Source organism: Streptomyces sp. NPDC030820, assembly GCF_055572075.1.
Genome location: NZ_JBVIEB010000007.1, coordinates 142551 through 165870, shown reverse-complemented (window position 1 = coordinate 165870; position 23320 = coordinate 142551). Strand labels below are relative to the sequence as shown.

25 protein-coding genes are annotated in these 23320 nt (G+C 69.9%); 13 read left to right on the top strand and 12 right to left on the bottom strand.

The window, feature by feature from the left end:
• Window positions 1–26: 26 nt before the first annotated feature.
• Complete coding sequence (locus ACZ418_RS20810; RefSeq protein ID WP_468364806.1) at window positions 27–1247, bottom strand: serine/threonine-protein kinase; 1221 nt, start codon at window positions 1245–1247, stop codon at window positions 27–29.
• Window positions 1248–2030: 783 nt separating this feature from the next.
• Here ACZ418_RS20810 and ACZ418_RS20805 point away from each other — a divergent pair.
• The 7 genes from ACZ418_RS20805 (at window position 2031) to ACZ418_RS20775 (ending at window position 8977) form a co-directional block, all read left to right on the top strand.
• Complete coding sequence (locus ACZ418_RS20805; RefSeq protein WP_468364803.1) at window positions 2031–2384, top strand: hypothetical protein; 354 nt, start codon at window positions 2031–2033, stop codon at window positions 2382–2384.
• Between the two features lie 696 nt (window positions 2385–3080).
• Window positions 3081–3764, top strand: coding sequence for a maleylpyruvate isomerase N-terminal domain-containing protein (locus ACZ418_RS20800; protein ID WP_468365478.1), 684 nt, complete (start codon window positions 3081–3083; stop codon window positions 3762–3764).
• A 315-nt stretch (window positions 3765–4079) separates the two neighbouring features.
• On the top strand, window positions 4080–4931 hold the full coding sequence (locus ACZ418_RS20795) for a DAPG hydrolase family protein (RefSeq protein WP_468364800.1): 852 nt from the start codon (window positions 4080–4082) through the stop codon (window positions 4929–4931).
• A 71-nt stretch (window positions 4932–5002) separates the two neighbouring features.
• Window positions 5003–6403, top strand: a complete 1401-nt coding sequence (locus ACZ418_RS20790) for an FAD-binding oxidoreductase (protein ID WP_468364798.1) — start codon at window positions 5003–5005, stop codon at window positions 6401–6403.
• A 123-nt stretch (window positions 6404–6526) separates the two neighbouring features.
• Window positions 6527–6991, top strand: coding sequence for a hypothetical protein (locus ACZ418_RS20785; RefSeq protein ID WP_468364795.1), 465 nt, complete (start codon window positions 6527–6529; stop codon window positions 6989–6991).
• A gap of 176 nt (window positions 6992–7167) precedes the next feature.
• The gene (locus ACZ418_RS20780) at window positions 7168–7893 is read left to right on the top strand and encodes a lysophospholipid acyltransferase family protein (protein WP_468364792.1); all 726 of its coding nucleotides are present in this window, start codon (window positions 7168–7170) and stop codon (window positions 7891–7893) included.
• 61 nt (window positions 7894–7954) lie between these two features.
• Window positions 7955–8977, top strand: a complete 1023-nt coding sequence (locus tag ACZ418_RS20775) for an NAD-dependent epimerase/dehydratase family protein (RefSeq protein WP_468364790.1) — start codon at window positions 7955–7957, stop codon at window positions 8975–8977.
• A 74-nt stretch (window positions 8978–9051) separates the two neighbouring features.
• On the opposite strand, the gene ACZ418_RS20770 is transcribed toward ACZ418_RS20775, so the two are convergent.
• Entirely contained in the window at window positions 9052–10650 is a 1599-nt protein-coding gene (locus tag ACZ418_RS20770; protein WP_468364787.1) for an alpha/beta hydrolase, read from the bottom strand.
• Window positions 10651–11189: 539 nt separating this feature from the next.
• Between ACZ418_RS20770 and ACZ418_RS20765 the strand changes: the two genes are divergently transcribed.
• Complete coding sequence (locus tag ACZ418_RS20765) at window positions 11190–11702, top strand: hypothetical protein (protein ID WP_468364784.1); 513 nt, start codon at window positions 11190–11192, stop codon at window positions 11700–11702.
• A gap of 135 nt (window positions 11703–11837) precedes the next feature.
• Here ACZ418_RS20765 and ACZ418_RS20760 read toward each other — a convergent pair whose 3' ends face one another.
• From ACZ418_RS20760 to ACZ418_RS20725, 8 genes are all read right to left on the bottom strand, one after another.
• Window positions 11838–12602, bottom strand: coding sequence for a hypothetical protein (locus ACZ418_RS20760; RefSeq protein WP_468364781.1), 765 nt, complete (start codon window positions 12600–12602; stop codon window positions 11838–11840).
• A gap of 364 nt (window positions 12603–12966) precedes the next feature.
• The gene (locus ACZ418_RS20755) at window positions 12967–13725 is read right to left on the bottom strand and encodes an urease accessory protein UreD (protein ID WP_468364779.1); all 759 of its coding nucleotides are present in this window, start codon (window positions 13723–13725) and stop codon (window positions 12967–12969) included.
• Window positions 13722–14399 (bottom strand): urease accessory protein UreG, encoded by a 678-nt coding sequence (gene ureG / locus ACZ418_RS20750; protein WP_468364776.1) that lies wholly within the window; start codon window positions 14397–14399, stop codon window positions 13722–13724. The genes ACZ418_RS20755 and ureG overlap by 4 nt, the downstream gene beginning before the upstream one ends.
• A 46-nt stretch (window positions 14400–14445) precedes the next feature.
• A complete protein-coding gene (locus ACZ418_RS20745; RefSeq protein ID WP_468364773.1) occupies window positions 14446–15120 on the bottom strand; it encodes an urease accessory protein UreF in 675 nt (224 codons plus the stop codon).
• Between the two features lie 10 nt (window positions 15121–15130).
• The gene (locus ACZ418_RS20740; RefSeq protein ID WP_468364771.1) at window positions 15131–16852 is read right to left on the bottom strand and encodes an urease subunit alpha; all 1722 of its coding nucleotides are present in this window, start codon (window positions 16850–16852) and stop codon (window positions 15131–15133) included.
• Window positions 16845–17156 (bottom strand): urease subunit beta, encoded by a 312-nt coding sequence (locus ACZ418_RS20735; protein ID WP_468364768.1) that lies wholly within the window; start codon window positions 17154–17156, stop codon window positions 16845–16847. The genes ACZ418_RS20740 and ACZ418_RS20735 overlap by 8 nt, the downstream gene beginning before the upstream one ends.
• 11 nt (window positions 17157–17167) lie before the next feature.
• Entirely contained in the window at window positions 17168–17470 is a 303-nt protein-coding gene (locus ACZ418_RS20730) for an urease subunit gamma (RefSeq protein WP_055709742.1), read from the bottom strand.
• 226 nt (window positions 17471–17696) lie between these two features.
• On the bottom strand, window positions 17697–18002 hold the full coding sequence (locus tag ACZ418_RS20725; RefSeq protein ID WP_468364766.1) for a type II toxin-antitoxin system Phd/YefM family antitoxin: 306 nt from the start codon (window positions 18000–18002) through the stop codon (window positions 17697–17699).
• A gap of 86 nt (window positions 18003–18088) precedes the next feature.
• Between ACZ418_RS20725 and ACZ418_RS20720 the strand changes: the two genes are divergently transcribed.
• From ACZ418_RS20720 to ACZ418_RS20710, 3 genes are all read left to right on the top strand, one after another.
• A complete protein-coding gene (locus tag ACZ418_RS20720; RefSeq protein ID WP_468364763.1) occupies window positions 18089–18724 on the top strand; it encodes an ATP-dependent Clp protease proteolytic subunit in 636 nt (211 codons plus the stop codon).
• Window positions 18725–18731: 7 nt separating this feature from the next.
• Window positions 18732–19037: a hypothetical protein gene (locus ACZ418_RS20715; protein WP_468364761.1), complete on the top strand. Its 306-nt coding sequence runs from the start codon at window positions 18732–18734 to the stop codon at window positions 19035–19037.
• Between the two features lie 575 nt (window positions 19038–19612).
• A complete protein-coding gene (locus ACZ418_RS20710) occupies window positions 19613–20086 on the top strand; it encodes a C40 family peptidase (protein WP_468364758.1) in 474 nt (157 codons plus the stop codon).
• A gap of 283 nt (window positions 20087–20369) precedes the next feature.
• Here the strand turns inward: ACZ418_RS20710 and ACZ418_RS20705 are convergent, their stop codons facing one another.
• Complete coding sequence (locus ACZ418_RS20705; RefSeq protein ID WP_468364756.1) at window positions 20370–20825, bottom strand: ATP-binding protein; 456 nt, start codon at window positions 20823–20825, stop codon at window positions 20370–20372.
• Window positions 20826–21039: 214 nt separating this feature from the next.
• Between ACZ418_RS20705 and ACZ418_RS20700 the strand changes: the two genes are divergently transcribed.
• Complete coding sequence (locus tag ACZ418_RS20700) at window positions 21040–21900, top strand: helix-turn-helix domain-containing protein (RefSeq protein WP_468364753.1); 861 nt, start codon at window positions 21040–21042, stop codon at window positions 21898–21900.
• A gap of 9 nt (window positions 21901–21909) precedes the next feature.
• Window positions 21910–22131 carry a DUF397 domain-containing protein gene (locus ACZ418_RS20695; RefSeq protein WP_388632734.1) on the top strand — a complete coding sequence of 74 codons (222 nt, stop codon included), beginning with the start codon at window positions 21910–21912 and terminating at the stop codon, window positions 22129–22131.
• Window positions 22132–22192: 61 nt separating this feature from the next.
• Here the strand turns inward: ACZ418_RS20695 and ACZ418_RS20690 are convergent, their stop codons facing one another.
• Entirely contained in the window at window positions 22193–23320 is a 1128-nt protein-coding gene (locus ACZ418_RS20690; protein ID WP_468364750.1) for an 8-amino-7-oxononanoate synthase, read from the bottom strand.

Sequence of the window (23320 nt, the reverse complement as noted above, 5' to 3'; positions counted from 1 at the left end):
GAGGAACTCGCGGGCACTCCAGCGGCTCAGTCGCCGGAGTGCCGTCCTTTCCCACCTTTCCCGTCGTCGTGCTTGCCCGACCACGCGCCGCCCTTGTCGCCACCGTGCTCCGGCCCGGGTGACGTCCTGGCGGGCGCAGGGGCAGGCGATGGCGTCGTGGTCGGGGTCCGACCGGCGGGTGTTGATGCGATGCGAGTGGGTGAGGGAGAGGCCGGAGACGGAGGCGCCGCGGCGCCGGAATTCAGCGAGACTCCGAGGGCCGTAGCCCCGGCGAACAGCGCGAGGCCGGCGCCGGCGAGAACGGCTTTGGAGGCCGGCTTGCGGCGAGAGCTGGGGCGGGAATGCGTGCCGGCGCGGGATTCACCGGCGTGCGGGGCCGGAGGCGGTGGAATGGCCGGGGTGGGCATGAGGGTGGTGTCGCCATGCTCGGCCGGTCGTGGTGTCCCGTTCTGCGCGGCCAGCCAGGCCGCAGCCTGCTCTGCGGTGGGCCGGTGGGCCGGGTCCTTCGCGAGCATGTACAGCACGTATTCGGAGAGCGGCTGCGGAATGTCGGGGCGCAGGCGGGTGGGCGGTGCCGGTGTGGCACTGACGTGCTGCTGGACCACGGCGAGTGACGTGGCTCCGCTGAACGGAGGCCGTCCGGTGAGCAGTTCGTACAGAACACAACCGAGGGAGTAGACGTCGGACGCGGGCTGCGCGGGACGGCCCAACGCGCGTTCCGGAGCCAGGTAGTCGGCAGTGCCGATGATCTTGCCCGTGGCGGTCAGGCCGCTGGCGGCCTCCTCGGCGAAGCGTGCGATGCCGAAGTCGGTGATCTTCACCGTGCGGTCGGTGGTCAGCATGACGTTGGCGGGTTTGACGTCGCGGTGGATCACTCCCTGCTGGTGTGCCGCAAAGAGGCCGGCGGCCGCCTGGGCCGCGATGGCTGCCGCCTCGGCCGGGGGCAGGACGCCGCGCAGGGAGCGTTCCTGGGCCAGGTTCCAGCCGTCGACGAGTTCCATGACCAGGTGAGGCTGGTCATGGTGGGCGCCGAAGTCGTACATGCCCACGACGTTGGGGTGGTTGAGCCGGGCCACGATCCGCGCCTCCAGGCGGAATCGCTCGGCGTCTTCCGCCTCTTCGGCATGCAGCAGTTTGACCGCCACGGGCCGCCCGAGGACTTGGTCGCAGGCCCGCCACACCTCGCCCATCGCGCCGCGTCCCAGCAGCTCCTGCAACTCATAGCGGTCCGCCAGCAGACCCTGCACACCCACCCCGATCGTCGCGTTGCTCGTGGATCCCCCAGGCCCGATGGTTGCGGTCGTCGGTCACCGGGTCGGTTGCCCGGGCCGATGAACACTCCCTCTCGGACCGGGCGCCGGGGTGCGCATGGGGCAGGCAGATGACGGGGGATTCACCTGCCTGCCCCGTATTGCGCGACCACCTGCTCGGAACAGGGGGGCGAGCAGGTGCCACGAGGCCGCTGGGTCCCTGGGCCCACTCCTACAGCGCACTGGAGTGCCGGGCCGTCACATCCCTGGGGCGCCCAACCGCCACACGGCTCTCCGAGTTGGGAGAGCAGGGGCAGGCCCGGCACGGGGGGAACCGAACCTGCCCCAGCACGTCGGCGCCTGCAAAGCCTCCCCCGGAGGATGGGCGCCATGACCCCGCTCGGGGTCACTTCCAACAGCGCGCCGCGGTTCGGGAGTGTCACAGAGGAACGGGAATGATTGCAAGACCGGCAACTCTGTGAAAGAAGGCCCCTGGCCTCCTTCATAACATGGTCACGAATTACACAAACACCGGCGGCCGATGACTGCGGCGGCACCCTAATCGCACTCCTCCATTCAGTCCGGAAAATTGCCGTGGCGTGCGAACATGCAGGTATGTGCCTGTATAGGCAGCCATATTTGGGACATCGCAGTCGCCGGTGTAACGCTGCAGTGCATGCGGAACGCAGAAGTAGGAGGAAGCGGGGTACCGACCAGCTGAATCCGGGTGCCCTGGCCGCGAGCGTGCAGACACGGCACTACGTCAGATCGGATATCCCTGTGAGAAACATCGACCCGGTTCCCGGATACCAGGCATACAACGAGCCGCCGGACCCGGACCGCTCTGCGCACCGCCAGGCCACCACACGGCGTACGGCCATCGCCATCTGCACGATCGCCGACATTGCCGCGGGCCTGCTGGGCCTGTGGATCCTGCTGTTCCTGCTCGACGCGAACCGCGCGAATGTGTTCGTCGAATTCGTGCGGGGCACAGCGGGCTGGCTGTCCTGGTGGTCACAGGACATTTTCACGATGGACACAGAAGGGCTACGCGTTGTCCTCAATTACGGTCTCCCGGCCGTCATCTATTTGCTGATCGGTCACGGGATCGCTGCCCGGCTCAACCGAGCCTGACAGTGGACCGGCCGCTTTGTTGATCGCCATGAAAGTGGGCCGAGCATGACACACAGCTCCACTGGAAACGATCGCTTGCCGATCTATGAGGACCTGATACGCGAGCGGGGTGACGTCGTCGCCGAAGCTCAACTCGCCGCGGAACACACGCAGCACCGGGCAGCGGAATTGCTGACCGGACGGGATTCGGGCCGGCAAGCTCGTCGTCCGGACGACAGCACCGGAGCCGCTGCGGCTGGTCAGCCGGGGTGGCGCGGGTCGCCGCCGTAGGGGTGGGCCTCGGCTCGGGTACGTCCGCGTGTCCCGTACTCACCCGAGGATCAGGCCGTGGCCCAGGTGGGCCGACGGCACGTCGAACCAGGAAGACCTGCCCGCGCGGCCGGGGCGTGCGGTACTGCCGTCGCCGGCCGGCCCACCGGAGGAGGGACAAGCGCCGGGCGGGGATCGCGAGCGCTGTCGCACTCGCCGGAGGCGCAGAGGTGTGAGGCGGTCGGCAGCGGCCCGCAACGCGGCACGCTGGGTTTGGTGCGAGCTTGGCTTTTCGGCAGGCGGCCGTGGCCGAGCGCCATACGCAGGTCATGCCCTGCCCGAGGTAGATCGCGGGATCAGCCTGCTGGAGGAGGCGTCCCCCGTTGCCGGCATCGCCATTGAGCAGGCATCCTCGCCGAGGGGTGATGCGCTGATAGCTTGATCGACATGGAACAGGGTCGTGTGCTGGAAGCGTTCCGCCTCGAAGCCGGGGAGCTCTCCCAGGCGGTTGCCGGGCTGTCCGAGACAGAGTGGGATCGTCCGACGCGGTGTGAACCATGGTCCGTGCGCGAGTTGTTGGGTCATGTTCGGGTGGTGATCGCGTGGCTGCCGCAGATGCTGGACGGCCCCGCTCCGGACAAGGCCGAGGTCAGTGCAGCGGAGTACTACCGGCCCGACGATCGGTTCAGCCCGCAGACCAACGCAGCCCGCATCGGCCTGGCCCGGAAGCACGCGTCCGGGCATGCCAGCGGTGCCGCTCTCGCCGGGGACTTCGCCGCGACTTGGCAGCAGGTGGATCAGATGTGCCGGGAGGAGCCGGCAGACCGGGTCGTACGCACTCGTCACGGCGACGCGATGCTCCTCTCGGAGTTCCTGCTCACCCGGGTGGTGGAGGTTGCGGTTCATGGCCTGGACTTGGCGGACGCGCTGGGACGCAAACCGTGGTTGACTCCGCAGGCTGGGGCGGCTGTGCTGGAACTGCTGCTCGGGCCCGACCAGTTGGACGCGGCGCGTGAACTGAGCTGGGACGAGCCGACCTTCTTGCGCAAGGTCACCGGTCGCGCGGCGCTCGACGCGACGGAGACCGCCAAGGTCGAGCTGCTCGGCGTTCGATGGATCACCTTGGGTTGACGCCGCGGTCGAGTGCGGATCCTGCGGTCAGCTGCATGAGGGCTGCAGTGGGCAGCGAAGAGGCTCACGTCTGCCGATGGCCGGTTCGGTGCGTCATTCGGGTGGCTTTGCCGGATCCTGTGGGTTCAGTCGCGGAGGAAAGACCTGACCGTCCTATGGTTGGCGCTGCCGCGGGTCCGTGCGACGCGCCTGCCGTAACCGGAGAGCGCAGCCTCCCGATCTTGATCGTTCTCGGCCGGGAAGGGGCGTACGACTTCAAGGAGGTCAGCAAAGTGGCGGACTTCGTCGTGACCCTGACGCACTGAAGGTCGGCACATGACAGAGCCACGTCCCGATCCCGGCCGCCGGACCCACCTGGGAATGCGGCCCGGCGAACTCGACGGCAAATGGTACGCGAAATACTGGAACCCGGTGATGGCCCCACTACCGGGACACATCAGGGAGGCAATCGATCTCGGTCCGCAGGCGCCCCCCTTGTGTCTGGACTTCGACGACGCGGGAACACTGAGCGAGGCCGGATGCCAGGAGCTCGAGAACGGATACAGCCTCTTCGATGACGGCTCCATGCACATCGCCACACTGACTCATATGCCGAACGTGTCACCGGACATGGTGGACTGGTGGTTCTGGTGGCACACCACGGAGACCGAGCGGTACAAGCTGTGGTACCCGCGTGCCCACCTGTACGCGGAGTGGTCCGGTGGCTCGGGGGACCAGAGCGCTCCCTACCGTGAGAGGTATGTCGGCAGCACCTCGTTCGTGGACGAGTACGTCGGCAATGTGCTCGGCAGGCTCGCGATTCGTTTTGTCCACCCCAGCAGTCTGGGATTCAGCGACGACATGCTCGATCCGGACCAGGCGACCGCAATCTGCGGAAGAGTCGGATTCTCCGATGAACCGCTTGACTGGGGTCATCTGGTCCATTATGTGCGCCGGGTGCACGGCGGCACCGAGATGCGTTCGCGCTTCTGGATGGGCGGGAGACACGTCGCCCCCCGTGGAGAAGCCTCCCTCACCGGTGAACTCGCAACGGTCGGGGATGCTGTCAGACATCTGGGAGACGGGCAGGCCCGCGCCATGGTCGTGCACTGCTCGCAGGAGATGAACCATCTCGCCGCGTTTCTCCCGGACATTTTCGACGAGTTCAAACGCAGTGAACAGGCGTGAACAGGCCGGACACCCTGCCCGGGGATCAGGCCACGGGCGCTGCGCGTGAACACCCCGCGAAGGGAGCGGACTTGGCGAACCAGATCGAGGGCAGGATGCTGCGGCGCGGTGACTACCGCTACGAGAGCCTGCGCCGTGAGGCCTGCTGGCACTCGGGGGTCCCTGACCGCTACCCCGAGGTGATCGTGCTGGCGAACAGCGAAGAAGACGTCGTCGGAGCGGTGAAACTGGCCAGGGATGAAGGACTGCGGATCGCGGTACGTTCCGGCGGCCACAGCTGGTCCGGGTCGCACCTGCGTGACGGCACGGTTCTGATCGACCTCTCCAATCTGCGCCATGTGGCCGTCGACACGGACGCGATGACCGGCATGGCCCAGCCCGGTATCAAAGGGTCGGAGCTCAGCTCGATGCTGGCGGAGAAGGACCTGTTCTTCCCCACCGGGCACTGCACCGGCGTCTCCATCGGCGGTTACCTGCTGCAGGGCGGATTCGCCTGGGCCGGGCGGCACTACGGACCGGCCTGTATGTCGGTCACCGGCATCGACGCGGTCACCGCCGACGGTGAGCGCGTCTACGCCGACGAAACCCGGAACGCCGACTTGTTCTGGGCCGCCCGCGGCGCCGGCCCCGGCTTCTTCGCCGTTGTCACCCGGTTCCATGTCAAGCTCTATCCGCGCAAGCGGATCACGATGAACAGCGGATACTTCTGGCCCGCCGCTGCTGCGCGCGACGTCTACGGCTTCGTGCACGAGATCGGCCGTCAGACGCCCACAGAGATCAATCTCATGTGCAACCGCGACCCGATGACGAACGACGAGCCACTCATCTCCCTCAACGTCACCGCCTTCACCGACACCGAGGAGGAGGCCAGAGAGCAGCTGTCGGTCTTCGAGTCCTGCCCGGCACGCGCTCACGTGCTCAGCACACGGCTCAACGATGTGACAGACACCGGCACCCTGAGCCGGCTCGGCACCGATCCGCACTACGACGAGACCAAGCACTATCTGGCCGACAACATGTGGACCCACGCCTCCTTCGATGACCTCTGGCCCAACTTCGAGGCCATGCTGAGGACCTGGCCTCCGGCCCCCTCGCACATGGTGCTGTACAACTGGGGCGGATACGAGGGACAGCCCGAACGCCCGCCGATGGCCTTCTCGGTGGAAGACGAGCTGTACTACGGCCTGTACGCGGCCTGGACCGATCCCGCGGACAGCCAGAAGTACACAAGCTGGGTGACCGACCACATGCGAGCCTGGGAGCCGTACGCCAGCGGCATCCAGCTGGCCGACGAGAACCTGATCAACCGCCCGTACCGCTTCGTGAGCGACGAGAACTTCCGACGGCTCGACGACCTCCGCACCACATGGGATCCCGATGGGCTCTTCGTCTCCTGGCTCGGCCGCCCCGAGCCAGGAGACGACGCCGCGGGAGTGTCAGGAACGCATCGGAATCGTGCCGCAGGCCCGTGACGGCCGATCACAGCGAACGACGACGCACGCGTGCTTAAGCTGAACCGGCGATTCCGTCCCTTGTTGAGAGGCAGCACGCCGATGACACAACTGCTACACCGTGCCACCACCCCGGCGGTTCACGTGGACGCCACCACCATCGACCTCGCCGGGGAGGATCTGGTGGTGGAGTTTGAGCCGGAGTGGACCGGCAACGCCCTTGTCGCAGCTGACCCTGACGGCGACGGAGCACGCATCCTGTGCGGGCAGGAGATCGGAAGCATCGCCGTCACCGCCGAAGTGTGGGACATCGCCCCACCCTTGGACGCTGAGGGCTGGCAGGACGTGTCCGAGGTGTCCGTCACGTGGCGGTCCGCCTTTATCGACTTCGGCACGACCGACCAGGGAAGCGACCCCAACAAGCGGCTTGATCTGCCCGGGCCCGGCGACTACCGGCTGCGTGTCCACGGCTGCAACCGTGACGACGGTGATCCCCGCGACGACACCGACCCCGTTGAGGAGTACTTGATCCAGGTCTGGCCCGCCCCGATCGCTGAACCCACCGTGCACAAAGCCACCAGCCGGACCTTCGCATACTGGAGCAGCTAGGATCCGCGCCAGCGGTGGATGACGATCCGTCAGCCAACTCGGCGAAGGGTCAGCATGAGTACGGCCGAACGTGGTTACAGATGACTACAGGTGCACGTGGGACCAGTTCCGCGATCCGTGCGCTGACCTGCGGAAACCCTGGTCGGCAGCGGACCAGCTAGAGTGAGGGGCGAGCCGTGTTCTACTACCTGCTCAAGTACGTTCTGCTGGGTCCCCTGCTGAGACTGGTCTTCCGGCCCCGGATCGAGGGCGTGGAGAACGTTCCGGAGGCCGGTCCCGCGATCGTCGCCGGGAACCATCTGTCCTTCTCGGACCACTTCCTGATGCCGGCGATGCTGCGGCGCCGGATCACCTTCCTCGCCAAGGCGGAGTACTTCACCGGCCCGGGGCTCAAGGGCCGGCTCACCGCGTTCTTCTTCCGCAGCGCCGGGCAGATCCCGGTGGACCGCTCGGGCAAGGAGGCGGGGCAGGCGGCGATCCGCGAGGGCCTGAAGGTGCTGCGCCGAGGCGAGCTGCTGGGGATCTACCCGGAGGGCACCCGTTCGCACGACGGCAGGCTGTACAAGGGCAAGGTCGGCGTCGCGGTGATGGCGCTGAAGGCCGGCGTGCCGGTCGTGCCGTGCGCGATGATCGGCACGTTCGAGGCCCAGCCGCCCGGGAAGGTCATCCCGAACGTCCACCCGGTCACCATCCGCTTCGGCAAGCCGCTCGACTTCTCCCGCTATGCCGGCATGGAGCAGCAGAAGGCGATCCTGCGGGCCGTCACCGACGAGATCATGTACGCCATCCTGGCGCTGTCCGAGCAGGAGTACGTCGACGAGTACGCGGCCGTCGTCAAGGAACGGTCGGCCGCGGAGCAGGGCGCCAAGGAACGCAGGTTCCCGCGGGCGCCGCTCAGCTGACCGCCTCTGCCGACGGCAGAAGGTCCACCGCCCCGGGGACCCGCTTACCTAGGCTCGCCCCATGAAGACAGCTGTGGTGATCGGGGCGAGCGGGCAGATCGGCCGTCCGACGGTGGCGGCGCTGGTACGGGACGGCTGGGAGGTGACGGCGGCCTCGCGGGGCGGCGGCCGGGACGGGGCGTGGGACGACGGGGTACGGACGGTTCCGCTGGACCGCTCCGACGACGCAGCCCTGGCCGCGGTGATCGGCGACGGCTGCGACCTGGTGGTCGACATGGTCGCCTACGACGCCGCGCACGCACGCCAGTTGACGTCCCTGGCAGGCCGTGTGGGCTCGGCGGTCGTGATCTCCACGGTGGCCGTGTACGACGACGGCAAGGGCCGGAACTTCGACACGCTGCACGAGCCGGACGGCTTTCCGGCCTACCCGGTGCCGGTCCCCGAGACCCAGCCGACGGTGGCTCCGGGCGAGGCGTCGTACGGCACCCGCAAGGTCGCGCTGGAACGCGAACTCCTGGCGGCCGCCGACCGGTTGCCGGTGACCGTGCTGCGGCCGGGCGCGGTGCACGGGCCGTACAGTCCGCTGCCCCGTGAGCTGTACTTCGTCAAGCGGAATCTCGACGGCAGACGCAGGCGTGTGCTGTCGTATCGGGGCGAGAGCCGGTTCCATCCGTCGAGCGCCCGGAACATCGCCGAACTGGTACGGCTGGCCGCGGCCCGGCCCGGTGCCCGGGTGCTCAACGCCTGTGACGGGGAAGCGCCGACGGTGGCCGAGATCGGCGCGGCGGTCGACGCGGTGATGGGCGTGGAGACGGAGACGTCGTTCCTCGACGGTCCTCCGGACGGCTCCGTCGGGCAGACGCCGTGGTCGATTCCGCTGCCGGTCGTCTTCGACATGTCCGCCGCCGAGCGGGAGTTGGGCTACCGGCCGGTGGTCTCCTACGCGGAGAGCCTGCCGGGGACGGTCGAGTGGCTGACGGACGCGCTTGCCGGGCGGGACTGGCGGGAGTGCTTCCCGCTCCTCGCCCAGGTCTATCCGGACCTGTTCGACTACACGGCCGAGGACGCCCGGTTCGCGGCGTGAGCGGCATGCGGCATGCGGCATGAGCGAGGGGCGGCCGGAGAGCCCGGCCGCCCCTCGTCACCGTACGATCCCCGTTACGGCTTGGGCGTGGCGTGCGGGCCGCAGGTCACGTCCGCGTCGTCCAGCTTGCCGTCGACCAGGTAGGCGTCGACGCGCTGGTTGATGCAGGGGTTGACCAGGCCGGTCACACCGTGGGAGCCCGCGTCCTTCTCGGTGATCAGACGGGAGCCCTGGAACCGCTTGTGCAGTTCGACGGCACCCTCGTACGGGGTGGCCGCGTCCCGGGTGGACTGCACGATCAGCACCTGCGGCAGACCCTTGTGGGACCGCACGTCGACCGGGGTCCGCTGCTTGACCGGCCAGGTGGCGCAGGGCAGGTTCATCCAGGCGTTGGCCCAGGTCATGAACGGATAGCTCTTGTTGAGCTCGGTGTTGTCCCTGTCCCACTTCTTCCAGCTGGTGGGCCACTTGGCGTCGGTGCACTCGACAGCCGTGTAGACGGCGTTGCCGTTCTCGGCGGAGATGTTCCCGGCCGTGTTCGACATGTCGGGGGCGGCGGCGTCGACCAGTGCCTGGGTGTCACCGGCGACGTACTTGCTGAACACCGTGGCGACCGGCACCCACGAGGAGTCGTAGTACGGCGCGCTCTGGAAGAACGAGATCAGCTCGGCCGGGCCGACGACCCCGCCGATGGGGCTCTTCTTGGCGGTGGCGCGCAGTTGGAGCCACTTGGCCTGGACCGCGTCGCGGGTGGTGCCGAGGTGGAAGGCGGCGTCGTTCGCGGCGACCCAGTCCTCCCAGTCCTTCCAGCGGCCCTCGAAGGCGATGTCCTGGCCCAGGTTGGCCTGGTACCAGATGTTCTCGCGGGCGGGGTTGACCACGCTGTCCACGATCATGCGGCGCAGGTGGCCCGGGAAGAGGGTGCCGTAGACGGCGCCGAGGTAGGTGCCGTAGGAGACGCCGAGGTAGTTGAGCTTCTTCTCGCCCAGTGCGGCGCGGATGACGTCCAGGTCGCGGGCGGTGTTCGGCGTGGTCATCTGCTGGAGCATCGCCTGGCCGGTGCGCTCGAGGCAGCCGTCCGCGTACTCCCGGGCCAGTTTGCGCTGGGCGGTCTTGTCCGCCTCGGTGTCCGGCACCGGGTCCGTCTTCGGCGCCTTCACGAACTCCTGCGGGTCCTCGCAGGAGATGGGCGCGGAGTGGCCGACACCGCGCGGGTCGAAGCCGACGAAGTCGTAGGCCTTGGCGACGTTCGCCCAGACCGGGTTCTTGGTGGTGACCCGGCGCGGGAAGCGCAGGCCGGAGCCACCGGGGCCGCCCGGGTTGTAGACGAGGGCGCCCTGACGCTCCTCCTTGGTCCCCGTGTTGCCGATGCGGTCGACGGCGAGCTTGATCTGCTTGCCGTACGGGTGCGCGTAGTCGAGCGGCACGCTCACCCAACCGCACTGGATGGGCTTCTCCAGCCCCCAGTCGGCCGGGCAGTCCTGCCAGTCGATGCCGGCCTTGGCGGCGCGGGCGGCGGCAATCTCTGCGCCCTTGGCCTCCCGGTCCGGGCCGGACCGGCCGGCGGCGCTGGCCGCGGGCGCCGAGACGGCGCCGGCGATCAGGGTGGCGGTGACGAGCGCTCCCGCCGAACCGAGTGCCAGCAGGCGGCTCTTCGGTCTGTTGTCCCTCAAGTGGGCCCCTCCCCCTACATCAGGATCGCTGCGAGTGGTCAGTTCGGGGGATCCTTTCGGCTGTGAGCCGCCCGAGAACAGGGGGTGCCTACCATCTTTACCAATCCGATAAACGGATGGTCATGTTCGCGCGGGGGAAGTCCAGTCGCCATCGGACCGCTGAGGTGCGGCGGCTGACTCTCCCTCAGTCTCCGCCGAGACTGCTGCGGTTGAGTGACAAGGAGCGCGGATCCACGGACGCTCACGATCTGACGAGCTGATTTCTTTTACCTTCTACCGGGATTCGGATGTGTCGCCCAGCAGGCGGCCGCCTGCTGGGCGGCCCCCATGGAGGTCATCGCATGAATCTTCGTGCCTGGGTTGCAGTGCCACTGGCGGCTGCGGCTGTCGCCGTCATGCCTCCGTCGCCCTGTGTCGCTGCCCAGGCATCCGCACGGTACGCGTCCACCTCCCTGAGGCTCCACGAAGACGACGACGGGCCCCACGGCCCCTGGCGGCCCTGCCACAGTCCCCGAGGTGTCGTGCTCATCGACAAGAACATGAGGGCGATTCTGACCAATGGCCGGCGCGGGCCGGAGGCTGTCGTCCTCCAAGGGGACACGGGATCGGCCTCGTCGCCGGCGGCACCCTGGACCAGCTTTTACGTCGCGACGTATCTGGACGCCACCTACCCCACCAACTCCTCCGGCCAGTACCAGTTCGAGATCCGTGACTTCTTCAGGGTGCACCCGCTCTTCGTGGTGAAGGCCTTCGACGACCACCGGCGCGTCTTTCCCTTCCCGGCCACCCACTGCACCAACGGCAAGAACGACGGAGACCGCGAGGACCGCGCTCGCCCGCATGGCGGTACCACTCGAGGAGGGAGTGACCCGGCCGGCTCCCCGCTGCCCCGGACGGCCACCCCTTCCCCTCTTTCGCGTCTCAGCACGGCCGCCGACCGGAGCGCCGGCCTTCTGAGCGGGAAGGGCATCGCGATCGCGGTCGGCGGTCTGCTGACGGTTTTGGGAACGCTTGGTGCGGCCTGGCTCCGCCGACGTCGATCCGCCGACTGACACTCGACCGGCAGAGGAACCGGCGGCAGCGCCCCCGGTCCCTGACACCAGGCCAGGAACCTGACGGAGGCGAAGTACTCGGCCTCGGCTGTCCGGGCGCGCCTGTCACCCGAGCCAGGTCGTAACCGGCCTGGTTCAGCCGTCCTCATCCTCCGCCTGGCCGGCAACGGCTGGCTCACGGTCCGGTACCGGCCGGCCGACTCCGGTGCGGCCATCGGGGCGAGAGCCGAGCACGTCTTCCACCGACGGCAGCAACTGCGGTTCGACCGACGCCGACGGGTGCGCATCGTCACTGCCACTCGTCGCCGGAGGTCTCTCTGAGGAGTCGGTGGTCGGGAGGAAAGACTGCATCGGGTGGTCACTGGCGTCACCCACGTGGCTGCGTGTGGCCGTGGGGCTGGGCTTGGCCGAGTGAGAGCGCTTGGCCGAGGGGTGAGGTTTGGCCGAGTGGTGGGGTTCGGCCGAACCACTGAGCGTGACCGAGGAATCATTGCCTCCCTCGTCCCCTCCCGAGGAGGCCGGGGTGCCGGATGGACTGGGGGTGGCCGAGGCGCTCGGGAGCGGGTCGTGGGCACAGAGCCAGTCAGGGTTCTTGAACCCGAAGCTCAGGCCCCACACCTTGTCGCAGCCGCCCCAATATGTTCCCACCCAGCCGCAGTAAGGCCCGCCGTAGCTCCAGCAGGGAAGCGCTGATTGCTGCGGGGCCGGTTCCGGTTCCGGTTCCGCAGACGGTGACTGGGACGATTCGGCTTCGTCCCGCGAGAGGCCGGCGGCCCTGACCATGCGGACCTGCGTGGCATCGACGCTCCGGGGCGTTCCGTCCACGAAGAAGGCCAGGCCGACGGCTGAGGTGGAGGCCGCCACCGTTGCAGCGGCGAGAACGCCGCGGATCAGGCGCATGACTGTTCCTCTCGGCTGTGCGGTCAGCGGCAGGGGGGACGAAGGTCTGTGCACTGGTGCCCCCGCTGTGAGCGCTGCAGCCGAACGTATGTTTTGAAGATCCTCCCAACAACCAGGACACCGTCGGTCAGGTCGCCTCGCTCCGGTTTTTCACTCGAAGAGTCCCGCCTCCCCCTCACGGTGGCAGGAGGTGGCCGGCGGCCGGCGGCCGCCACGATCACCGGCACCGCCGGCCCCTGACCGGTCGGCCGTCCCGCAGCCCTTCCGACGACCGTCCGTCGAACCCCGCCGACCACACATGTACCGGAGCCGTACCGACGCACGAGTAGCTCGCGCAGTTTCCCCGCGCCCCTCGTGGGGCGCTTCAGCCGAGCCTTCCCAGTGCCTCGTCCAGGAGTCGTCGTAGCCTGAGCGCGTCCGGCGCCACCGCGGTCACCAGTGCTGCCGGGCCGGCCAGCGGGGTCAGGGCAGCGCACTCGTCCAGCATCTTGGTCTCGACCGGCCGGTCCTCGTACTCGGGGCGCACCACGAGGAGTTGCCCCACCGCCCGGCGCCCCGCCAGCACCGCCGGTCCGTCCCAGCCTCCCGGCGCCCCGGGACCGCAGGCCAGCTGCTGGTCCAGTACCGTCCGGCCCGCGACCCGTACGGTCAGTCGACTGGTGAGCCGCCCGGGTTCCTCTCCCGTCCGCCCGAGCACCTGCTCCTCGCGCAGTACGAGCCGGGCGCCGGCGGCGAGTTCGGCGCGGGTGGTGATGTGCAGGTCGCTGCCGCGGGCCGAGATCAACTGCTCGGGAAGCCAGTGCAGTTCGGCGTCGTCGGCCACGTCGAGCCGTACCTCGTAGCGGGCCTCGCCCCCCGCCTGGCCGGGCAGGGCGAGGGTGGCGGCGGCCGAGCCGACGTGCAGCCGGGCGCCCTCCGCCACGCTCGCCGTGAGCGAGAAACGGTCGCCGCCGAGCGGGCCGCTCATCGCGCCGACGACCATGACCCTCGCCTCGCGGCCGCTGGACCGGGTGCGGCGCAGCGCCAGCGGGCCGTCGCTGTCCAGTACGGGCAGTGCGGTGCCGCCGCGGCCGTCGGAGCGGGCCACGATCCGCGCGTCCGCCCGGACCCCGGTGGCCGTCATGCCGTCCACGCGGCGAGCCGCTCGCGCACCCAGGCGGCCACCTCGGCGACGCCCCGCTCGCCGCGCAGCGACTGGAAGACCACGGGGAGTTCGGCCCGCTGGGCCTTGGCGTCGGCGGCCATCCGGGTGAGGTCGGAGCCGACGTGGGGCGCGAGGTCGGTCTTGTTGACGACGAGCAGGTCGGCGGTGGTGACACCGGGGCCGCCCTTGCGCGGGATGTCGTCGCCGCCGGCCACGTCGATCACGAAGATCTGCGCGTCCACGAGCCCCCGGGAGAAGGTCGCGGTGAGGTTGTCGCCGCCGGACTCGACGAGGATCAGGTCCAGCGGCCCGACCGCGTCCTCCAGGTCCTCCACCGCTTCGAGGTTGGCGGAGATGTCGTCGCGGATCGCGGTGTGCGGGCATGCTCCCGTCTCCACGGCCGTGATCCGCTCGGGCGGCAGCACGGCCTCCCGGAGCAGGAACTCGGCGTCCTCGCGGGTGTAGATGTCGTTGGTGACGACGGCCAGCGACAGCTCGTCGCGCAGGGCACGGCAGAGCGCGGCGACGGTCGCGGTCTTCCCGGACCCGACGGGCCCGCCGAGCCCGATGCGCAGGGCCCGGCGCGAGCCGTCGGGACGGCGCGCGTCCGCGCTGAGGGCGGCGGGGCCGGAGTGGGTGTGGTCGAGGTGCATGTACGGCTCCAATGTCTGACACGTGGTGTGGGGTCCGGCGCCGGGCTCAGGAGGCGAACAGCCGAACCGGCCAGCTCGCATGCCACTCCGCACCGACCTCCAGCAAGGGCCCCGAGGCGGCCGGCAGCGCATCGACGCCCTCGTCGAGCACCCTGCGCGCCGCCTCCACCGCCGTCGCCGCGACGCGGTCCAGCTCCGGCGCGAGCCGGGCGAGCACACCGGTCGCAGCGAACGGGTCGAGGCTCAAGAGTCGTACCGTGGCCGTCGCCGGCCCGCTGACGCTCTCGTACACCGCGCAGTACGCCGCGTCGTCAGGGCCCAGCCCGGCCGACCGCGCGGCAATGCCGAGGACCACCGGTTGATGCGCGCCCTTCGGGAACCGCCCGGCCAGCGCGTCGAGTTCGGCCGACGGCCAGCTGGCCCGTGCCGCCCGCACCAGCTGCCGCCCCAGCCGGCGCGCGGCGGTCCGCAGGGCGGGCGACGGCGTACGGGCGTCCGCCGCCGCGTCCAGCTCCCCCGGGTCCACGCCGAGTACGGCGGCGGCCGCCAGCGCACCCGCGACCAGCCCGGCGGTGTGCAGCCGGCCCCGGCAGAAGTCCTCCAGGCCAGCGGCGGAGGTGATCCGGCCCGCCTTGACGGCGGCCTCCGCCCCGCCGGAGTGCGCGTGCCCTCCGGCGGGGAAGCGGCCGTCGGCCAGGACGAGAAGTGCTGCCCGTGACATCACGCCACCATCAGAAGAGGAAGTAGCGCTGGGCCATGGGCAGTTCGGCCGCCGGAGTCGCCTCCACCAGCTCGCCGTCGATGTGCACGGCGAAGCTGTCGGGGTCGATCCGGACATCGGGCCGGGCGTCGTTCTCGCGCATGTCGGCCTTGGTCACCGCACGGGTGGATGCGATCGGCACGAACCGCTTGCCGAGCCCGAGCCGCTCCGGCAGCCCGTCCTCGATCGCCAACGGGGCGACGAAGTTGACCGAGTTGGCGGCCGGGGCCCGGCCGATCGCGCCGTACATCGGCCGGGGCAGGATCGGCTGCGGGGTGGGAATGGACGCGTTGGCGTCACCCATCTGCGCGTAGGCGATCTGCCCGCCCTTGAGCACGAGCTGCGGCTTGACCCCGAAGAACGCCGGCTCCCACAGCACGAGGTCGGCGAGCTTGCCGGTCTCCACGGAGCCGATCTCGGCGGCGAGGCCCTGGGCGAGCGCCGGGTTGATCGTGTACTTGGCGACATATCGACGTACGCGGTGGTTGTCCGCACGTCCGTCACCGGGCAGCGCCCCGCGCCTGCGCTTCATCACGTGGGCCGTCTGCCACGTACGCAGGATGACCTCGCCGACGCGGCCCATGGCCTGGGAGTCGGAGGAGATGATCGAGATCGCGCCGAGGTCGTGCAGGACGTCCTCCGCGCCGATGGTGGACGGCCGGATCCGGGACTCGGCGAACGCCAGGTCCTCGGGGACCGCCGGGTTGAGGTGGTGGCACACCATCAGCATGTCGAGGTGTTCCTCGGCGGTGTTGACGGTGTAGGGCCGGGTCGGGTTGGTGGAGCTGGGCAGCACGTTGGGCTGTGAGACGACGGTCATGATGTCGGGCGCGTGCCCGCCGCCGGCGCCCTCCGTGTGGTACGAGTGGATGCCCCGGCCCGCGATCGCGGCGAGGGTGTCGCCGACGAATCCGGCCTCGTTCAGGGTGTCCGTGTGGATGGCGACCTGGATGCCGGTGCGGTCCGCGACGGTCAGCGCGGCGTCGATGACGGCCGGGGTCGAGCCCCAGTCCTCGTGCAGCTTCAGACCGGCCGCGCCGCCCCGGATCTGGGAGAGCATCGCCTCGTGCGAGACGGTGTTGCCCTTGCCGAGGAAGCCGACGTTGACCGGGTAGGCCTCCATCGCCTCGAACATCCGGGCGAGGTGCCAGGGTCCGGGCGTGACGGTGGTGGCCTTGGAGCCCTCGGCGGGGCCGGTGCCGCCGCCGACCAGGGTGGTGATGCCGGAGGCGAGCGCCTCGTCGGCGATCTGGGGGCAGATGAAGTGGACGTGCGCGTCGATGGCGCCGGCGGTGAGGATCCGCCCGTTGCCCGCGATGATCTCGGTCTCCGGGCCGATGACCAGGTCGGGGTGGACACCGTCCATGGTGTCCGGGTTGCCGGCCTTGCCGATCGCGGTGATCCGGCCGTCGCGGATGCCGACGTCGGCCTTGACGATGCCCCAGTGGTCGACGATGACGGCACCGGTGATCACTGTGTCGGGGGTGCCGTCGGCGCGGGTGGCGCGGGCCTGGCCCATGGACTCGCGGATGACCTTGCCGCCGCCGAACACCGCCTCGTCGCCGGAGCTGCCGGGTCCGCCGGAGCGGTCCTCCTCGATCTCGATCAGCAGGTCGGTGTCGGCGAGCCGGATGCGGTCACCGGTGGTGGGTCCGAACAGGTCGGCGTAGGCACCGCGGACGATCTCAGGCATCGAGGGCACCTCCGGTCTCCCCGCGCAGCCCCGGCACGATCCGGGCGCCGGTGAGGGGCACGAGCTCGATGTCGACGGGGATGCCGGGCTCGAAGCGCACGGCGGTGCCGGCGGCGACGTTCAGCCGCTTGCCGCGGGCCGAGGCACGGTCGAACTGCAGGCCGGGGTTGGCCTCGGCGAAGTGGTAGTGGGAGCCGACCTGGACCGGCCGGTCGGCGGCGTTGAGGACGGTGAGCCGGGTGACCTCACGGCCCTCGTTGAAGACGACCGGGTCGTCCGCGAACAGGATCTCTCCGGGAATCATCGTGGCCCCCTTCAGATGATCGGCTCGTGGACGGTGACGAGCTTGGTGCCGTCCGGGAAGGTGGCCTCGACCTGGACGTCATGGATCATCTCGGGGACCCCGTCCATGACGTCGTCCCTGGTGAGGAGCTTGCGACCGGAGGACATGAGTTCGGCGACCGTACGGCCGTCACGCGCGCCTTCGAGGATGTGCGACGTGATGAGGGCGACCGCTTCCGGGTGGTTGAGCTTGAGCCCGCGGGCCCTGCGCTTCTCGGCCACATCGGCTGCCACATGGATCAGCAGCCTCTCTTGCTCGTGCGGGGTCAGTTGCACGTCCCACCTCACAGTCCTTGCTCCGGACCGTGCGGGGTCCGGTTGCCGCAGCCATCGCGACGGGGATAGGTGTAACACACAGACAAACCCCCGGATCGTCCTCAATCCGGGCAGTAAAACCCCTGATGGCGTGGATCGGCAGGCTAGAACGCCGGAGTTTCAGCGACGTTAACCAGACCTTGATCCACGGATGACCGCGCGATGGGACCCCCGGTACCCGGGTGGGTCAGGACCGGCCCGGGTCGCGGTGCTCGGCGGCCATGCCGGAACCGCGATGCTCGGCGGCGATCCCGAACCGCTGCTGTTCGCGCGGGGCGGAACCGACCTCGCGGACACCCGACACCGAGCTGACGATCGACCCCCCGGCCGACTCCTCCAGCGCTTCCAGCCGCTCCAGATCGGCGGCCGACACCAGCGCGACCAGCGGCTTGCCGTGCCGCGTCACGACGACGCGCTCACCGCCGTACACCACGCGGTTGATCAGATCGGCGAGCTCGGCCCTGGCCTGCGTCACCGGAATCTCGTACGCCATACCCCAACCTTACGTCACGTACGTCCTGTACATTTTTTACAGAAGCAGGCCTGCCGGAGGCCCGTGCAATGAGAAGGGGTGTGCCCATGTCCCGAGCGTTCGCCCGTCATGTCCTGCCCGAGTTCACCGAGCGCACCAGCAGCGGCGCCCGCACGCTCGATCCCTACGGCAAGCTGTTCGAGGACCGGATCGTCTTCCTCGGGACCGCGCTGGACGACGTGGCCGCGAACGACGTGATGGCGCAGTTCATGTACCTCGAACACGCGGCCCCCGAGCAGGACATCACGCTGTACGTCAACTCGCCCGGCGGTTCGTTCAGTGCGCTGACGGCGGTCTACGACACGATGCGCTACGTCAGTTGCGACGTGGCCACCTACTGCCTGGGCCAGGCCGCCTCCCACGCCGCGCTGCTGCTCGCGGCCGGCACGCCGGGCAAGCGGTTCACCCTGCCCGGAGCCCGCGTGGTCCTCTCCCAGCCCCAGCTCACCGAGCCGGTGCAGGGCCAGCCCAGCGACCTGCTCATCCAGGCCGAGGAGTTGACCCGGGTCCGTGCGCTGACGGAGGAGATCCTGGTACGGCACACCGGGCGCACGGCCGAACAGGTGCACCGCGACCTGGAGCGGGACCTGGTCCTGGACGCCCCCGCGGCGGTGGCCCACGGCCTGGTGGACGCCGTCGTGCCCAGTCGGCGGAGCACCCCCGGCGCACCGGACGCGAGGTGAGCATCCGATGCTGCCGGACCTGCCACCGCTGCCCGCACTGACGCGTGCCGAGGGCGACCTGATCGACCGTTACCTGGAAGCCGCCGACCTGCTGGGCCGCGCCAATCCCGCGCACGGCGGGGACACCTATCGCGGACTGCGCGCCGCCCAGGCCCTGGTGCGCAAGGCCGCAGAGCTGCGTGACGCCCTCGCGTTGATGCACCGGCGAGGCGAGACGGAGCTGCACGGGGACACGCTGGCACGGGCCTTGCGGGTGCTGGACGGTGAACGCCGTGCCGCGCGCGTCGCGCTCCCGCCCGACGGCGTCGGCTGATCCGGACGCCGGACCAGCCGGACGGGAGCCGGCCGTCGACCGGTGCCGCTCGGGCGTGACTTGAAACGGGCCGAACGACGTACCGCCGACCGGTGGATATCCGGATCGTTCTCCGGGCCTTCCGGCTTGCGATCCACGCCGGTTCGCCGCTCGCGGCAATGCGCGTCGCCCCAGGTCGGGGGCTACGCACGGGATCTGACGAGGACTCGGACAGCACGCACTCCCCCCGAACGGGTGAGTGGTGAGTAACGCCACAAATCCACGGATGCATTGGGATTTTCGCACCGGTGTGGGCGAAGATCCCGTCCGACGACAAGCCCCCGCCACCGCGGCGGGGCGGTCCGGGCGGACGCCGAGTCCTGCCGCCGCCCGGACGACAGGTCGACAGGAGTGGATCGGCAGGAGTGGAGGACCCAAGCAAGACGGGTCGCCGGAAGGGATGTTCGTCTGCTCGTCGCAGACGGCCTGAGGTTCCGAGCAGCCCTTGGGGTGAAGCCGCACCAACGCGGCCGGGCAACTTCGCCAGCCCGAATCCGACAGGTCATCCTTCACAGGCGGCTGACGAAGGGTTGCGCATGACTGCGCTCAATCGTGTCCCGTCACTCATGGCCCGGGCCGGTACGGCCTCGGCCCTCACCCTCGCCGCCGTCGGCGGCTCGATCGCGGTCCCCGGCCTCGCCCCCGATGCCTCGGCCGCGACTCTCGCGACAAAGGCACTGCAGGTCGCGGCCTCCAAGAAGGGCGCCCCGTACCAGTACGGGGCCACCGGGCCGCGCAGGTTCGACTGCTCGGGGCTGACGCTCTACTCGTTCAAGAAGGCGGGCAAGACCCTGCCGCGTACCGCCGCCCAGCAGTACAACAAGACGCACCACATCTCCGCCGGCCATCGCCGGGCCGGTGACCTGGTGTTCTTCCACTACGGTTCCTACGTCTACCACGTCGGCATCTACGCCGGACACGGCAAGATCTGGCACGCGCCGAGGACCGGGGACGTGGTGCGGCTCCAGAAGATCTGGACCAGGAGCGTCTGGTACGGCCGGGTCAACTGACCCCTGTCAGGGCAGGAGCGGCTCCAGCAGCAGGGCCGCTCCCAGCACCGTCAGCGCCACCCCGGTGCCCGCCTGGAGCCCACGGGCGGCCCGGGGCCGGCGCAACGGTGTGCCAAGGCGGTCTGCGTCGAGGCGGGGCGCCCTCCGGCCCGACGCCGCCGGTCCCGCTCCAGAGGGCACCGTCCCCGATCCGCCGCCACTCACCCCGTCGGCCTCAACGCTCCTCACCCCCGCACCCCCTCGTCACCCCATGTTCCCCCCTCACAGCCCCCCGCCCGGAGGGCTACGGCTCCTGTGGGCCCGCCGGGACCGGCTCGGCCGGGAGGATCCACGGCAGTTCGATGGAGACCGTCTTGCCGCCCTCACGGGTGCGGCGGACGCGGAGTTTGCCGCCGCACTCCGCGGTGAGCCAGCGGATGATGACCATGCCGCGGCCGTTGTCCTGCTGGACGGCGGCGGGCAGTCTCTTCGGGAAGCGCGGATGACTGTCGGTGACGCCGATGCGGAGGTGTTCGTCGCGGTCCAGGGCGAGGTCAACCGTGAAGGTGGGTGATTGACCGAAGGTGTGCTGTACGGCATTCGTGGCGAGTTCGGAGACGATGAGCCGCACGGTGTCGGCCACGTCGGTGTCCGACGGCAGGCCCCACTCCGCGAGCGTGCCCACGACATACATGCGGGCTGCGGAGACCGAGGCGGGATCGCTCGGCAGAGTGACGGATGCTTCCAGATGGTCTGCCATGGCGACGTCGTCCCTTTCCCACGGGACCGCAGTCCGACACGGAGCCGGATGGTTCGAGTACGGTCCCGGACTGGTGCTTGCTCGTCAGCCTGCCATCACGGGGCCGGTCACGGGGAGCGATCCACCAAGATATGCATATATCTGTCGCTCGAAGCGGTGAACTCTACGACGCGAGACCGTATTTGGGCGGCCCGGAAGGAGTAAGGAGGAGCCCATGCAGAACGGGCCGGCAGTGCGCCGCCGCAAACTGGGCGCCGAACTGCGCACGCTGCGCACCGGTGCTGGGCTCACGAGCGGTGAGGCGGCCCGGCTGGTCGGCTGGCACCAGTCGAAGGTCAGCCGTATCGAGACCGGTGCCAGCGGCGTGAAACCAGCCGATGTGCGGTTACTTCTCGACGCCTACGAGGTGTATGACGGGCAACTGCGCGAGTTGCTGCTGATGCTGGCGGGCTCCGAGGACACGGGCGACCGGCACCGCTGGTGGCACGCCTACCGCGGGGTGCTGCCGCCCACGTACCGGGACTTCATCAGCCTGGAGTCACAGGCGAGCACGATGCGCACCCTGGAGACCACGGTCGTCCCCGGCCTGCTGCAGACGCCCGAGTACGCCCGCGCGGTGACCCGGGCGGCCGTCACGGACCTGGCCGAGGAAGGCCTGGACGCGCTGGTGGAGGTGCGGCTGGCCAGGCAGGACGTGCTCCGCGCCGACCCGCCGCTGGAGCTGAGCGCGGTGCTGGACGAGTCGGTGCTGCGGCGCGAGGTCGGCGGCCCCGAGGTGATGGCCCGGCAGCTTCAGCGGCTGGTGGAGGCGGCCCGGCTGCCCCAAGTCCGGCTCCAGGTGCTTCCGTTCGGCGCCGGAGCGCATGTCGGCCTCACCGGAGCTTTCGTTATTTTCTCATTTCCGAGCACTTCTGATCTGGACGTGGTTGTTCTCGACCAGTTGACGAGTAGCCTCTACCTGGAGCGGAAAGAAGACCTCATGGCCTATACGGAGGCCTTCGACACCCTTCGGATGCACGCCCTTTCACCCGAGGACACGTTGGATTACATCGCCGGGATAGGTGACGGCGCGTAAGGAGGCACCATGTCAGCTATGCCTCGGAACGTCCCTGCCAGTACCGACCTGCACGACGTGCGCTGGCTGCGCAGCAGCTACAGCACGGGAGCCAACAACTGCGTGGAGACGGCCCGGCCGCGCTCCGGCCCCGGGGCCGGACTGCTCGCCGTGCGCGATTCCAAGAACCCGGCCGGACCCGCGCTGCTCTTCTCCGCCGAGAGCTGGGCCGGTTTCCTCACCGCTCTCTGACCCGAACACGACCCCGATCCGAAGACGATCCACGCGCGAAGCACGGCCGTGTCACGCCGACTCATGGTCGCGTTTCGCCGATCACCCGTACAGCGCGTTCGATCTCGGCCCCGGACAGGTCCGCGCGGGCGGTCAGCCGCAGCCGCGAGATGCCGTCGGGCACGGAAGGAGGACGGAAACAGCCCACGGCCAGCCCCGCGGTACGGCAGTCGGCCGCCCAGCGCACCGCCTGCTCCGGGGACGGAGCCCGCACGGAGACCACCGCGGCGTCCGGACGCACCGCTTCCAGACCCGCGGCGGTCAGCCGTGCGTGCAGTTCCGCGGCCACCGCACGCGCGCGCGCCGCGCGCTCCGGCTCGCGGACGAGCAGCCGCAGTGCGGCGAGCGCCGCGCCGGCCGCCGCCGGGGCCAGGCCCGTGTCGAAGATGAAGGTCCGGGCGGCGTTGACCAGATGGTCGATCACGCGAGCCGGGCCGAGCACCACTCCGCCCTGACTGCCCAGCGACTTGGACAGGGTGGCCGTGACCACCACGTCCGCGGCGCCCGCAAGACCGGCCGCGTACGGCGCGCCACGGCCGCCGTCGCCCAGCACCCCGAGCCCGTGCGCGTCGTCCACGACCAGTCCCGCGCCGTGCTCCCGGCACGCCTCGGCCAGCTCGGCCAGCGGCGCCCGGTCACCGTCCACCGAGAACACGGTGTCGGACACGACGATCGCCGGCCCCTGACGAGTGGCCAGCGCCTTGCGCACCGCCTCGGGGTCGGCGTGCCCGACGACCTGCCGCTCGCCACGGGCGAGCCGGCAGCCGTCGATGAGGGAGGCGTGGTTGCCGGCGTCGGAGACGATCAGCGAGCCGTGCGGCCCGAGCGCGGTGACCGCGGCCAGGTTGGCGGCGTAACCGGAGGAGAAGACCAGCGCCGCCTCGAAGCCGCAGAAGGCGGCCAGCTCGCGCTCCAGCTCGGTGTGCAGCTCGGTGGTGCCGGTGACGAGCCGGGAGCCGGTCGAGCCGCCGCCCCAGGTCCGGGCCGCCCCGGCGGCTCCCTCGGTCACCTCGGGATGGTGGGCGAGGCCCAGGTAGTCGTTGCTCGCCAGATCCAGCAGCGGCGAGTCGGCGGGGCGCGGGCGCAGGGTGCGTACGAGTCCGGCGCGGCGGCGCGCCTCGGCCTGCTCGTCGATCCAGCCGAACGCCAT